This window comes from Polynucleobacter arcticus, assembly GCF_013307205.1.
GTDB lineage: Bacteria > Pseudomonadota > Gammaproteobacteria > Burkholderiales > Burkholderiaceae > Polynucleobacter > Polynucleobacter arcticus.
Window position 1 is genome coordinate 1,326,877 of sequence record NZ_CP028940.1, and the last position, 13,324, is coordinate 1,340,200.

Genomic DNA, 13,324 nt, shown 5'->3' on the forward strand with positions numbered 1-13,324 from the left:
GAATGCACTTAATTGACTTCCGCAATCTCACCTCTAGCAGAGATTAAAAAGGCCTTCGCTGGCTTATCTGGACGAATCCTACCGAGCTCCTGCTTGTAGTTGTTTAGTTGTGCGCGGTATTTGTTGTGAGTCCTACCGCCTACCTCGGGGATCGTGAGTTTGTAATCGAGGATGGCTAAGTGATCGTCGAACTCCACCAAGCGATCTAGGCGGAAGCTCTTGCCATCTAGGCTCACAAGATCAATCTCATTCCAGGCCTGTACCCACTCATCATCGGTGAGGTAGGGCTTGAGACTGGGTGCACTCATCACACTCTGCACTCGCTCCATGAGTTTTTTGGCGCGTGCTTGATCAATGCTGAGCCAATCCATAAGCTCTTGCTCGCTTGGCATCGGAACTGTTACCTGGCTACCAGAGTGTGTAGTTAAGAACTCCAATAGTTTATGAAAATGCGTACCCTCTTCCAAAATCTCTGGATCGGGTTGCTCTAATACTTGCGCCCGCTCTTTTGCTTTTTTGGCAATTGCTAGTGCACCACTTTCAATATTGGCAATCGTTTCTTGATGAGATTGCTTGGCAGCATCCCATGACAATTGGAAATGATTCATTTGGAATGGTTCACTACCGCTGGAATTAATCTTCTCTTGCTCTTGGGCTGGCGCTTCACCTAACTGGGTCATATCTAAGGTCTCTATCCCCGCTGCAAGCGCCCTGCCATACCAAGATTTTTGGCTAATGCCATCTTTGATATGAGATTGAACGCCACTAATCCATAAACCTTGCTGCGCACGCGTCATGGCAACGTAGAGGACATTCCAATTTTCATTCTCACTCACTTCATTCTCTTTTGCGTAGATTGCCGCGCGCCCCTCAGTCAAAGACTTGGCGGTGTAAAGAGAAAGGTGGCTTGGACTCACCTCATCCGGAGGCCAATCGAGTAGTACGCCACGATTGGGCGCTTTCCACTCGGTGTGGTTGGCATCGAGCATGACGACAAAGGGTGCTTCCAAGCCCTTGGCACCATGGATCGTCATAAGGCGGACACGCTTGTGCCGATCTTCCTCAGACATTTCGCTATCAAGATCTACTTCACCAATATCGTCTTCAGCCTCTGCTTCTACATCTCCCTCATCCGGGGTCTCATCATCGTCACCCCGACGCATCGCATTAATCTCTTCGATAAAGCGACTCAAGCTTGGATAACGACCACCATCCTGATTTAAGGCAAGCTCCAAGAAAGCATCTAAATTAGCTAATACTTGTGCACGCGCTAGATTTTGAGAGGCCACCGCATAACTGACTCGTAAATGACTCTCTTGATAAATCAGATCCAGTAGATCGTGTACAGGTAATGCTTCACCCAGACCTCTCCAGCGCTCTAAATAGCGTGCCGCCCTCTGAACTTCTGCCTCAGAACTGCTTTGCAAGGCATCCCACCAAGAAACTTGAGTTTGACCCTGACTTTCGATATGGCTGTAGCTGTCGCCCACATGACTACTGAGCTTTTGCATTTGTTGCTCAGTAAAACCAAAGATAGGGCTACGTAATACTTGCGCCAGCGGCAAGTCATGTCTTGGGGATACCAAGACGGTGAGTAAAGCAATTAAGTCATCAATCTCTAGAGTATTGAGCAGACCTCCTAAGCGAGAACTATCGTAAGCCAAGCCTGATTCACGCAGGGCTCGCTCAAATTGCGGCAAGTAGGCGCGGCGTTTGACGAGCAAGATAAAGTCGCTAGCCCTTGCTGGTCGCCAGCACTCTTTACCATCTTTCTTATCAATCACTTGGCGTGTTGCCAGAACATGATGAATTAAGCGACTGACTTGTTGACCTTCCCAGTAGCGCTGCTGCACGCCAACAGTCAGGCCCGAATCCTCAATCGGATTATCCAGGGCACTACCAGTGCGTTCAACTTGGTCTTGCTCGACACGCTCAATCAGTGGCAATAACATCGCCTCACCCTTGGCGGCAAACTGATGATCAGCAATACCTTCTGCTGGCGCCTTCCAGTCCGTATCTTGCTCGGCAAACACATAACTTGATGGAACTGAATCCATCAAAAAAATACTATTTACAGCCTCATTAATTTGATCGGCATTTCTGCGGGTAGTGTTCTTTTCCAAATACTTCGCTTGCAAAGTAGATTCCAAAAATTTTCTAGCGCTAGTAAATAGTCTTGGGTCAGCACGGCGGAAGCGATAGATTGACTGCTTGGGATCGCCCACAATAAATACGCTGGGACGAGATCCATCTTGGCCATAACCCTCTAGCCAAGAGCGCAATATCTGCCATTGCAGTGGATTGGTATCTTGAAACTCATCAATCAGAATGTGACTGTACTTGGCATCTAGTCTTGCCTGCAGGTAAGCGGCATTGGCTGGGTCGGCCATCAACTGACTAACACCAATTTCTAAGTCGTCAAAGTCTCGCACACGCATCGACTCTTTGGTCTTTTGCATATGACATAGCATGGCTTCACTCATAGCAAACCAAGCGGCATTGATTGCACTAGCATCTTGATCTTTTTTCCAAGGGAACCATGCCTCATATGCATCTATCCAGGCATTCCGAATGGCGGCGATCTGCGTTGGGTCGCCGCCAGTCGTAGCAAGGTACTTTTGCATCGGCGAGGAGATCTTAGCGATATCTTCCAATGGAGTGAGTGTGCTTTTAGCGTAGAAACAGATTTGCCATTCATCTGCAATCTCCGCGATAGATTGCCCTGCTGCGTGAAGCGCAATTGCCCTCTGAATCAGTGGCACCCTTTTATTGTGAGTGGCAGTGCTATTACTGAAGCAATCGAGCATCACCTGTAAGTCTTCTTTTGTGCCAGGGCGTCGCCAAAATTCTTCTAGCGGGTTTGGTAAAGACAAATTGGGTAGGCATTGCGCTAAAGCCTCGACCGGACTGATGCCCCTAGCCTTGCAAGAAGCCAAAAAGAATGTCCAAGCGCCTCTTTGTTTAAAGAGGCTGTAATTGCCCATCAAGAACTTATCAGTCTCAAAGGCGCCAAACTCTCTGAGCAAAACATCGTAGTGTTTTTTAAGATCAGCAGGTAAATCTCCCCACCAGTCCTGCATGCACTCTTCTTGCAAGCGCTTGGCGTCCTCACGAAGATTAAATCCTGGCTGCACCTCTGCTGAGATTGGCGCCGCTCCGAGCAGCCTACCGAACCATCCATGAAAGGTGTCAATCACAATTGATTGAGGACTCATCAAAACCTTGAGATACAGGGCCCTTGCTTGCGGTAGCAACTTCTTAGCCTCCACATCATCCAAGCCTCTGATTGTGAGCTCATGCATGAGTTGCTCGTCCGTCATTTGAGAAAACTGCTCTAGCAATCCGTATAAGCGGTCACGCATCTCTTGCGCAGCTTTACGAGTAAAGGTCAGAGCAAGAATCTCTTGAGGTTTAGCACCAGCCAGCAATAAGCGCACCATGCGAGCCACCAAGAGCCAAGTCTTGCCACTGCCAGCACACGCGGAAACAATAACTGAATTATTCGGGCTGCAGGCTAGGGGGTAATCAAACTTATCGTTCACCACATCCCCTTTCTACAAATGCCTCTAGCTTCGCAATACTGGCAAACGCTATCAGGTGCAAAGGCTTTCATGGGCTTGCGCGCCCATAGGACTTCTAGGTCTTCATTCAGTTGATCCGAAAACTGCTCCATCATCTCCGGCATCTGCTCCACCGAATATGCTCTGACAATTTTGTCCTCGGCTTTCTTAAGATCTGCTTTTAATGAAACCCACTCGGCCTGCTCAATGGTGCGCCCAGGAAGATGTGCTGCAATGGCATTCTCATTTACAGCGCGGGCATAGATTAGTAATTGCGGATCATCTAATAGACGCTCCGCTCGCTTCTTGATTTTAGTGATGCCTTGGTTCTTGTAATCAATGACTGCTGCGGCAGTAGGATTATTAGCATTTACATCAAAGCGGTCGGCGCGCCCCGCAATCCCAATCTCTCTCTGCACCCCATCAGGGTCAGTCATCGTCACCATGAATCCAACTGGTAACTCTGCATCGTGATATTGCCAACCATCTGCCTCACGCTTTAGCTGCCAATCTACAAAGTTAGGAATCTGCTTTTGCCAATCGCGTAAAGTACCCGTGACCCTAGCATCATCCTTAATCAAGCGCTCAAACTCTTTTTCGGAGTGCTTTGTAAGATGTTCTTGCATCCAATCACGACGTGCATCTTCACCTTGATGAATACTCGACAGAGATTTTTTCTCTTCCGTTTTTAATGCCTGAAAGAAGTTTTTTAATAAGGTGTGTAGTACCTGCCCTGCTAATGAGGCATCAAACCCCTCCTCAAATTCTTTTGCCTTACGCAAACCCAAGATGCTGCGAACATAGTATCGATAAGGACAATCTCTTAATGCTTTATAAGCGCTAGGAGACATGCTAATCGGCAAAGCAATATCTGAGTTAACCGTTACAACTGACTCCAGCAATGGAGCGGAGTGACCTACATGGGTGTCAGACCTTGCCTCTAATATTGGCCAATCTGGAAGTTGGGTACGTAGGCGACTAATCCAAGCTGATGGCCTGAGGGGCTCACCGCTTTTACTTTTACTTTGCCAAAGCAAATCCACCTGAGGACAAGAGATTAACAGTTGGGACAAGTCCCTTGCTTGCTGAATATATTGCGCCGTAACAGTAGAGGCTTTTAATAAACGATTGAGCGTATCCGAGAAAAATAATGGCGGCTCAGAAAATGCTGGCAACTGTTGTTCATCGCAGCCCACCAAGACAACAGCATCAAACTCACGCAAACGTGTTGAGCTCAGAGGCAGAATACTCAAAGTTGCCTCGGCCTGCTGACCTACTTCTTGATAAGAGGCTTCTTCAATAATCGTCTTGAGTAAGCTCAGCCATTCTGGTAAGCGCATAGCGACCTGTCGGTAAGTCCCCGTACCTAAATCAAAGGTCTTGAGTACTTCTAGCAATTGCTTGCCGGCAGAATCTTTTTCAAGTTGCTGCGCCATACCCATCTCTTGTAGATTAGCATTTAGAAGCGCATAGGCATTTTCACAATCAAGCTTGAGCTCTAACCACTGAACGTGATGTCGTTGCAAGAAAGTGAGCAACCCCAAGAGTGACTCATGAGGCACGCTACCACGCGATGATGAATAAGCATTGGCTCTCTCAATAGCCATTCTGAAGGTTTCCCAACCCGACTTCGCTTGGCTTGCAATCAAGATGTCTTCAAGCTGCGCAATCAGGCTGACACAGGCCTCTGCCGGCCTTTGCAATGTATGCGCAATATCAAAAAATGGATTTTGTAAAAACTCGAGCAAGGCGCTTGCACTCGGCCCTTCTTTGGGCGAGCGAATCAGCTCTAACCAACTATTGAGCGATGCGGCAGCACGGGTGGTTGACAGCTTCCAACCGGTTTCATCACGAATGCGAAGACTGGGGCCAAAGCGTGACAACAAAGCCCGCGCCCTCCTTGCGGCCAAACGATCTTGTGCAACTAAAGCAATATTGGTCTTACCGGCAATTAAGTGTGACTCAATAGATTTGGCCGCTGCCCAAGCCAATTCCTCAAAGCGTCTAGCTGCTAGCAACTTCCAGCCATTGTGAAAGCTGGCTTGAATATTACGATCAATCAGCATCTGTTGTTCATCATCTACTGGCTTGAGCTGCCCTTCCAGATCTTGACCAGTTAATGCTTCAGACCACAGGGCTACTGAATGCCAATCCATTCCAATACTCACTACAGGGGCAAATTGTGAATACTCAAACAAATACTGAGAGATCGCCTCTTGATCAATTGGCTTAGGATCGGCAGTCTCTACCCAAATCAAAGGTCTTGCCAGAGATTGATTGGCGCTTGCTACTTGCAAATGGGCAGCTAATGCAAAATGCTTACGTATGACAGGATCCCCAGGGCTACTAAGGTAGCGCCAGAAAGCCAACAAAACTGTGGATTCTTGATCAACGACTTTTCGGGATAACCCAACGTAGGCTTTAGCGATCGCTTGATCTAATAGCGTTTCTACTTTCTTGACCCACAACTCTGCATCGAGAGTTTGGTTTTGCACTAAGGTATTAATCTCGCTTTGCATTAGCGGCACGACTGCTTCTGACAATGCATCGCATGCATCGATCACCGCTTGCGCTAAACCCCAAGCTCCCGCTTCACTCTCAGCCTTAAACCAGCTTTGCAATGTTTTGTGTTTGCGTAGATTGATGTAAACAGATAACCAACGCTCAAGATCCGTTTGTTTCTTGGGAAACTTCCATGCACCTGGCGCTGCTTCTAGCCAGTCGTTAAAACTCATGACTTGAGGTAAGAATGCGATATGGCTGGGTAGATTATTGGGTCGATACTTTTCTAGAGCCGCCCTGACACCCATCAGCGGTCCAGCAGTGCTCAGTACCACCAAGGGGCGCTGGTTTGTTTGCACCGCACAATTCCAAATGCCCTTTGCAAGCTCTTTAAGCGCGCCCGCATTGGGTGTAACGGCCCAAGCATGAGGCCGCTCTTGATGAGAAAGCGTTGGAAATGGCTGAAACATGCGAAATGGAGTTGGTCTTGTTTTAGGGCTGATTGAGAGTTTTGGGCAAAAAGCTTAGCTTATTGCTAATATTAGCTTTGTATTGCAATCACTATATAAAACTAAGTAAGACCAAATAAGGAATTTTCATGAGTGCCGGCATCAAATATGTAACTGACGCTTCTTTCGAGCAAGACGTTCTCAAGTCCGATAAACCTGTATTGCTCGACTTCTGGGCTGAGTGGTGTGGCCCTTGCAAGATGATCGGCCCTATCCTTGAGGAGCTCGCTGGCGAGTACGGCGATAAGATCCAAATTGCCAAGATGAACGTCGATGAGAACCAAGGTGTTCCTGCCCAGTTCAATATTCGGGGCATTCCGACATTGATTCTCTTTAAGAACGGCACTGTTGCTGCTCAAAAAGTAGGCGCTTTGGCTAAATCCCAGTTGACTGCATTTATTGATAGTCATCTGTAAATAGTCCCAGATCACAGGTTCACTGAGTGAGCCTGTGGTTTTTAACGGTTTTTAGTGTAATATCTAATTCATCAGTATTCCAACGCACTTTCAGTGCCCCTCTTTTTAGTAGACTCCCCCAAATTTCTGTTTTCCCCAAATCTGTCTGATGTCCATCTAGACAGCAATACCCCAAAACACATTCATATCCTTATTTACACCCGAGAACCACATGCAATTATCTGAACTCAAAGTACTCCACGTATCCGCCCTGCTTGAAATGGCAGCTAGCCTGGAAATTGAAAACACCCAACGGATGCGCAAACAAGAATTGATGTTTGCCATTCTCAAGAAGCGCGCTAAAGAAGGTGAATCCGTTTTCGGTGACGGTACTTTGGAGGTATTGCCTGATGGCTTTGGTTTCTTACGCTCTCCAGATGCCTCTTACATGGCCTCTCCGGACGATATCTATATTTCTCCCGCACAGATCCGCCGCTTTAACCTGCATACTGGTGATAGCGTTGAAGGTGAAGTTCGTACCCCTAAAGATGGTGAGCGTTACTTTGCACTAGTTAAAGTGGACAAGATCAATGGTTTGGCTCCTGAGGCCTTGAAGAACCGCATCATGTTCGAGAACTTAACGCCACTGCACCCAAATCGTGTCATTCAGTTAGAGCGTGATATCAAAGCTGAAGAAAATTTAACTGGTCGCATCATCGACATGATCTCCCCGATTGGCTATGGCCAGCGTGGCTTGATCGTGTCTTCACCTAAGTCCGGTAAGACCGTGATGATGCAGCACATCGCTCATGCGATCTCTGCAAATAATCCTGATGCGATCTTGATCGTATTGCTTGTTGATGAGCGTCCTGAAGAGGTTACTGAAATGCAGCGCTCTGTACGCGGCGAAGTGGTTGCCTCGACTTTTGATGAGCCAGCAGTGCGTCACGTTCAAGTTGCCGAGATGGTGATTGAAAAAGCGAAGCGCTTGGTAGAGATGAAAAAAGATGTCATCATCTTGCTCGATTCGATTACCCGCCTTGCTCGTGCTTACAACACCGTGATTCCTTCATCCGGAAAAGTACTTTCTGGTGGTGTGGATGCAAACGCATTACAACGTCCAAAGCGCTTCTTCGGTGCAGCGCGTAACGTTGAAGAAGGTGGCTCACTCACCATCATTGCAACCGCCTTGATTGAAACTGGTAGCCGTATGGATGACCTCATCTATGAAGAATTCAAAGGTACCGGCAACATGGAAGTTCACCTTGAGCGTCGTTTGGCTGAGCGTCGTGTTTACCCATCGATTAACCTCAACAAGTCCGGCACCCGCCGTGAAGAATTGCTGGTTAAAGCAGAAAACCTCCAGAAAATTTGGGTTTTACGTAAATTGCTGGCCGATATGGACGATATTGAGGCGATGAACTTTATCGTCGATAAACTCAAATCCACCAAAAATAATGGTGAATTCTTCGATTTAATGCGTAAGGGTGGCTAATTTAACCATTCCAAGTAGGTAAAAGCGGGCTTTATTGCTGATTTCATGGCATAATTTCGCCTTTACTGCTTTACTAATTTGCATTTAACTTGGGTAAGTATTTGGGTCCGGTGTTTATATACCTCCACCAAACGGCTGCCTGCTAATAGGACTCAATAATGAAACCTGGCATTCACCCCGAATATCGTGAAATCGTCTTTGTAGACGTTTCTAATAACTTCAGCTTCAAGACTCGCTCCACTATGTCTACTAGAGAGACAATCAAGTGGGAAGATGGCAAGGAATATCCATTGTCCAAGATCGAGACTTCATCTGAGTCACACCCTTTCTACACTGGCACCCAAAAGATTATGGATACCGCAGGTCGTGTTGAGAAATTCCGTCAGAAGTTCGGTACTAAAGCAGTTGCTAAGGCAGCTGGTGATGGCGCCGCTAAAACTGCTGAGAAAAAAGCTGCTGCTGCAGAAGCAAAAGCTGCTGAAAAGCCAGCTAAAAAGAAGGCTTAATAATAGGCTTACTCAATACAGGGATTGGGCATTCGCCCTCCCCTGCGAGATAATGAAGGCAGCGTTTGCTGCCTTTTTTATTGCCCGCTGTAGATGTACTAATTTGCATTGCCCTACTTGAGCTACCTAACGCATGGTTAAACTCACCGCCGCTGCTACCACCTCGATTCCCCGCATTATCATTTTTGCGTTGACCTTGATCTATGGTCTAGCTGGACTCTTTGCACGCGATCCCTGGAAAAATGAAGATGCTATCGGCTTTGGTGGCATGTGGGCTTTGCAGCAGGGCAAAACACTGGATTGGATTGTTCCGCACTTAGCTGGTCGCGATACTTCTCTTGGGGCGCCTTTCCCATACTGGCTAGGTGCCACCCTCATGGATTGGTTTGGTCCATTAATCGGCATGAGTAATGCTGCTCGTCTCTATTCCGCAATCTGTTTCTTTTCTGCCGCCCTGGCAATTTGGTACGCCACTTACCTTTTAGGCCGTCGCCAAGAGGTACAACCAATGGCACTAGCAGTTGGCGGTCAACCGGGCCGTAAAAACTACGGCATGACATTGGCTGATGGGGCATTGCTGATTTTCTTGGCCTGTATCGGTCTGGCGCAACGCGCCCATGAGACCACGCCAATGATGGCGCAGCTCATGGGTATCAGTATTGTGCTGTACGGCACAGTACGTGGGCTAGATAAGCCCTGGCAAGGCGGTCTGTGGACTGGCCTCGGAATAGCGATTGTTGCCCTCTCCAGCAATCTCACGCTCAGCTTACTCATCGTGAGCTCTACCATCATTGCAGTGATTGCCAGTAATGCCAAGTTGCGCTTTCGCTGGACCTTAACTAGCACTGTATTGGGCCTCATTGGTTTTGCCATTTGGCCAGCACTTTGGTATCTCGGTAACCTGACTCCAGAATGGCAGCATACTGCATTAGAGGGCTGGCGCAATGTGCCAGAAATGCGACCCACTCCGTCCATTGAGTCCCTCGGATTTTTGAGTGTGAACTTTTGGGCTTATGCCTGGCCAATTTGGCCATTGGCCATCATTTCTCTCGCACATTGGGGTCGAGTAAAAGAAGCAGGTCAATGGCGCGCACCTCATCTTTGCATTCCACTCAGCTTGTTTGCCGCTTGCTTAATTTATGTTTTGTTCAGACTTGAAGCCAATGAACATGACTTGATCATTTTGATTCCGAGTCTCTCGATCATTGCTGCATTTAGTTTGCCAATTTTGAAACGCAGCCTCATTAGCTTCATCGACTGGTTTGCGATGTTTAGCTTCACAATGATTGCCTTGGCCATTTGGATTATTTGGTTAGCAAAAATTACCGGCTATCCAGAATCTACTGCCGCCAATTTAGCGCGTCTCTTACCTGGCTTCCAGGCGCAATTTGATTACATCGGCTTTATAGTTGCCCTCCTGATTACTGCCGTGTGGCTGGCAATTGTGCGCTGGAGAACTTCTCGTGCTCCAAAAGAAATCTGGCGCTGCCTCATTATTTCCGCATCCGGCACGACGCTCATGTGGGTGCTATTAATGACATTGTGGTTGCCAACTATTAATTACGCCAAGACCTACCGCTATGTCTCCGATCGTTTGGTAAGCATTATTGCTAACACCCCCGGATGCATTGATACCAGCAACCTAGGCCCCGCTCAATTAGCCTCATTTAGCTATTTCACTAAACTACCTTTACGTGATGATCCTAGCTGTAATCTCATGCTGACCCATAGCTCTCTTGAGGCAAAGGCATACGCTAGCCTGAATAAAAAGACAATTGAATTGCTTTGGGAAGATCGCCGCGCAGCAGACCGAGATGAGCGTCTGCGCCTTTACCAAATTACACCTGCAGGCAAAGAATAAATCGTGCTGCACTTTAAGTTATCGCGTTTGCGCGAGGATGTTCCCTCCCTTTTAAAGCTGGCCGGACCGATACTCATTGGTCAGCTGGCAGTGATTGCCTTCGGCGTTTTAGATACTGCTATGACAGCCCGCTACTCTGCTGATGACTTGGCAGCCCTAGCAATGGCTTCAGCTATTTTCATAAGCATCTATGTTGGCCTTACTGGGGTTATCTCTGCGCTGGCACCAATTGCCGGACAGCTCTTTGGCGCTAAACGGTTTAGTGAAATTGGTGAGGAGGTCCGGCAAGCGATGTGGCTAGCTGTGGGTCTCACGTTATTAGGATGTGTAATCCTACTCAATGCCGATCTTTTATTAGAAATTTCACAAGTCACGCTCGATATTGAGGGTAAGGCCCGTCTTTATCTCAGCATTCTGGCGATTGGATTGCCAGCAAGTATGGCGATGCGCGTCTTGATCGCCTTACACAATGCCGTCTCAAGACCCACGGTGATTACAGTCGTCCAACTCGTTGGTCTCGGTTTAAAACTGCCACTCAATCTCTTATTTATTTATGGTGGCTTTGGGATCGAAGGTATGGGCGGGCCTGGTTGCGCCGTTGCAACTGTCCTCGTCAGCTGGTTCTGGCTCATCTCTACTCTAGGCTTCGTACTATTTGACCGCTTTTACAAACCCTTCAAGATATTCGCACGTTTTAGTTGGCCTGACTGGCATCGTATTTGGACGCTACTCAAATTGGGTGCACCGATAGGTTTTAGCTACTTGATTGAAGTAACCTCATTTACCTTTATGTCGCTGTTCATCGCCCGTCTCGGTACCACTGCTTTAGCGGGACATCAAATTATTGCCAATATGGGAACCGTGATTTATATGGTCCCCTTATCTCTTTCAATTGCAACGATGACTTTAGTCTCGCAATCGATTGGCGCGAACAAACAAGAGCGTGCCGAAGAAATTGGTTGGTCAGCAGTATTCTTCACCACTACTTTGTGCGTATGTATTGGTATAGCGGTATGGATATTTAGAGTGGCCCTATTGGATCTTTATGATCCACCCGAAGAGGTGAAGGCGTTTTCGATTCCACTGTTTTTGTTTATCGCCTTTTACCAATTTTTTGATGCCCTACAAATTACCGCGGCATTTATTCTGCGCGCCTATCGTATTGCCTTTTGGCCGATGCTCATATACGCAGGTTCACTATGGGGTGTTGGGCTTGGTGGCGGCTACTTGATGGGCTTTAATGTATTTGGCAATACCCCAGAATTTTTACAAGGTGCCAGCGGTTTTTGGGCTGGCAACAGTTTGAGTTTAGGCCTAGCTGCACTCTTACTGCTTTACCTCTTCAGAAGAACGGCAGCGCGCTTTGAGAAAACGCATCCGCCGGTCGAGGTTTAGTAATCCGACTTACTGAATAGGTCTGAAGCCGCTATTCGTATTGGGAGGAGCGTAATTAGATTTCCCTCCCTGCGCTGGATAGCTAGGAACTTGATTGCCTTTGGAATACATGCACTGTTGATAAGCAATGTTGTATTGCACCTGTCCTTGATTTTGTTTCCCAGAAGAATTCATGGCGCCTAAAGCAGCGCCACCAAGTAAACCAATGCCGGCACCGGTTCCAATGTTTTGACTACTTCCACCTTGAATGACTGCGCCGGCCGCTGCACCCAAAGCAGCGCCAATGGCTGCACTAGTCGCACCTTCTTTTAATGCGGCGTTACTTGTATCTTTGATTGCATTCGCAGCAAACTCACGACATTGCTGGTCTTCTTGCTGAAATACTTCAAAAGGCTTTCCCTCGCGCGGCATGATAGCAATCGTTGGGCCAGTTGGTGCGGACACGCAAGCAGCTAAGGAGCTAATTGCGATCAGAGTCAGTACAGTGCGTTTCATATTCAGTCCTTGAATCTTTTCTTCTGTTAATTGAATCAGTTTTGAGTGCGTTTAGGTGCAGCGTTGCTTGATGCACTAGACGGCGGTACTGCTGGCTGTGTTTGCCAGCCCGAAGCGCAGCTTTGTACATACGGAAAATATTGCCCACTAGCTTCACAGTAATACCAAACCGGTGGTTGTGGTTGCGCTGCCAATACCATCGGTTGTGACGGGGTTGCAGGAGCTGCGAACACCACTGGTGGCGAATAGTAGCCTGCCGCATAAGGGTAGCCGTAGCCTGGGCCGTAATAAGCACCACGCCAAGCAGGACCCCACCCACCGCCCCACCCTGGGCCATACGCTGGACCATACGCTGGACCATAGGCTGCCGGTCGCCAACCACCTCCATAGCTTCCACCGTAACCACCGCCAACTGAGACCGCCCAGCCAACATTGCCAGCCTGGGCTGTGAGAGGAGCGAGCGCGATTAAACCGGCTGCGCTGAAAAGTGTCAGGACTGCTTTGTATGCAAGTAATTGAAGTTGCTTTTGGCTTGTTTTCATAGTGGACCCTATTAGTTGGTCGCCTCCTACTACCTATAACGCTTCATCCAAATCCAGGCTGACA

The 13,324-nt window shown here is 47.9% G+C and carries 9 protein-coding genes; 5 read left to right on the top strand and 4 right to left on the bottom strand.

Translation table 11 applies throughout. The features are described 5' to 3' along the window. Positions 1–8: 8 nt before the first annotated feature. Together DN92_RS06705 and DN92_RS06710 are read right to left on the bottom strand one after the other, a co-directional pair. On the bottom strand, positions 9–3,542 hold the full coding sequence (locus DN92_RS06705; protein ID WP_254598270.1) for a UvrD-helicase domain-containing protein: 3,534 nt from the start codon (positions 3,540–3,542) through the stop codon (positions 9–11). Then, the gene (locus DN92_RS06710; RefSeq protein WP_173960508.1) at positions 3,539–6,532 is read right to left on the bottom strand and encodes a PD-(D/E)XK nuclease family protein; all 2,994 of its coding nucleotides are present in this window, start codon (positions 6,530–6,532) and stop codon (positions 3,539–3,541) included. The genes DN92_RS06705 and DN92_RS06710 overlap by 4 nt, the downstream gene beginning before the upstream one ends. Positions 6,533–6,660: 128 nt before the next feature. Between DN92_RS06710 and trxA the strand changes: the two genes are divergently transcribed. The 5 genes from trxA to DN92_RS06735 all read left to right on the top strand — a co-directional run bounded on the left by trxA (position 6,661) and on the right by DN92_RS06735 (position 12,223). Continuing rightward, positions 6,661–6,987 (top strand): thioredoxin TrxA, encoded by a 327-nt coding sequence (gene trxA / locus DN92_RS06715; RefSeq protein WP_062309025.1) that lies wholly within the window; start codon positions 6,661–6,663, stop codon positions 6,985–6,987. A 211-nt stretch (positions 6,988–7,198) separates the two neighbouring features. Then, positions 7,199–8,461 (top strand): transcription termination factor Rho, encoded by a 1,263-nt coding sequence (rho, locus tag DN92_RS06720; RefSeq protein WP_046330324.1) that lies wholly within the window; start codon positions 7,199–7,201, stop codon positions 8,459–8,461. Between the two features lie 158 nt (positions 8,462–8,619). Then, positions 8,620–8,967 (top strand): type B 50S ribosomal protein L31, encoded by a 348-nt coding sequence (locus DN92_RS06725; RefSeq protein ID WP_173960509.1) that lies wholly within the window; start codon positions 8,620–8,622, stop codon positions 8,965–8,967. 133 nt (positions 8,968–9,100) lie between these two features. Further along, a complete protein-coding gene (locus tag DN92_RS06730; protein ID WP_173960510.1) occupies positions 9,101–10,828 on the top strand; it encodes an ArnT family glycosyltransferase in 1,728 nt (575 codons plus the stop codon). Between the two features lie 3 nt (positions 10,829–10,831). Further along, positions 10,832–12,223 (top strand): MATE family efflux transporter, encoded by a 1,392-nt coding sequence (locus DN92_RS06735; RefSeq protein ID WP_173960511.1) that lies wholly within the window; start codon positions 10,832–10,834, stop codon positions 12,221–12,223. Positions 12,224–12,232: 9 nt separating this feature from the next. Here DN92_RS06735 and DN92_RS06740 read toward each other — a convergent pair whose 3' ends face one another. Together DN92_RS06740 and DN92_RS06745 are read right to left on the bottom strand one after the other, a co-directional pair. Continuing rightward, positions 12,233–12,718 (bottom strand): glycine zipper family protein, encoded by a 486-nt coding sequence (locus DN92_RS06740; RefSeq protein WP_173960512.1) that lies wholly within the window; start codon positions 12,716–12,718, stop codon positions 12,233–12,235. Positions 12,719–12,753: 35 nt separating this feature from the next. Beyond that, the gene (locus DN92_RS06745; protein ID WP_173960513.1) at positions 12,754–13,260 is read right to left on the bottom strand and encodes a hypothetical protein; all 507 of its coding nucleotides are present in this window, start codon (positions 13,258–13,260) and stop codon (positions 12,754–12,756) included. Between the last annotated feature and the right edge of the window lie 64 nt (positions 13,261–13,324).

Bases quoted from the DNA above. Each gene is read 5' to 3' on its own strand.
- DN92_RS06745 (WP_173960513.1), bottom strand. From the start codon at position 13,260: ATGAAAACAAGCCAAAAGCAACTTCAATTACTTGCATACAAAGCAGTC.
- DN92_RS06740 (WP_173960512.1), bottom strand. From the start codon at position 12,718: ATGAAACGCACTGTACTGACTCTGATCGCAATTAGCTCCTTAGCTGCT.
- DN92_RS06730 (WP_173960510.1), top strand. From the start codon at position 9,101: ATGGTTAAACTCACCGCCGCTGCTACCACCTCGATTCCCCGCATTATC.
- rho (WP_046330324.1), top strand. From the start codon at position 7,199: ATGCAATTATCTGAACTCAAAGTACTCCACGTATCCGCCCTGCTTGAA.
- trxA (WP_062309025.1), top strand. From the start codon at position 6,661: ATGAGTGCCGGCATCAAATATGTAACTGACGCTTCTTTCGAGCAAGAC.
- DN92_RS06725 (WP_173960509.1), top strand. From the start codon at position 8,620: ATGAAACCTGGCATTCACCCCGAATATCGTGAAATCGTCTTTGTAGAC.
- DN92_RS06710 (WP_173960508.1), bottom strand. From the start codon at position 6,532: ATGTTTCAGCCATTTCCAACGCTTTCTCATCAAGAGCGGCCTCATGCT.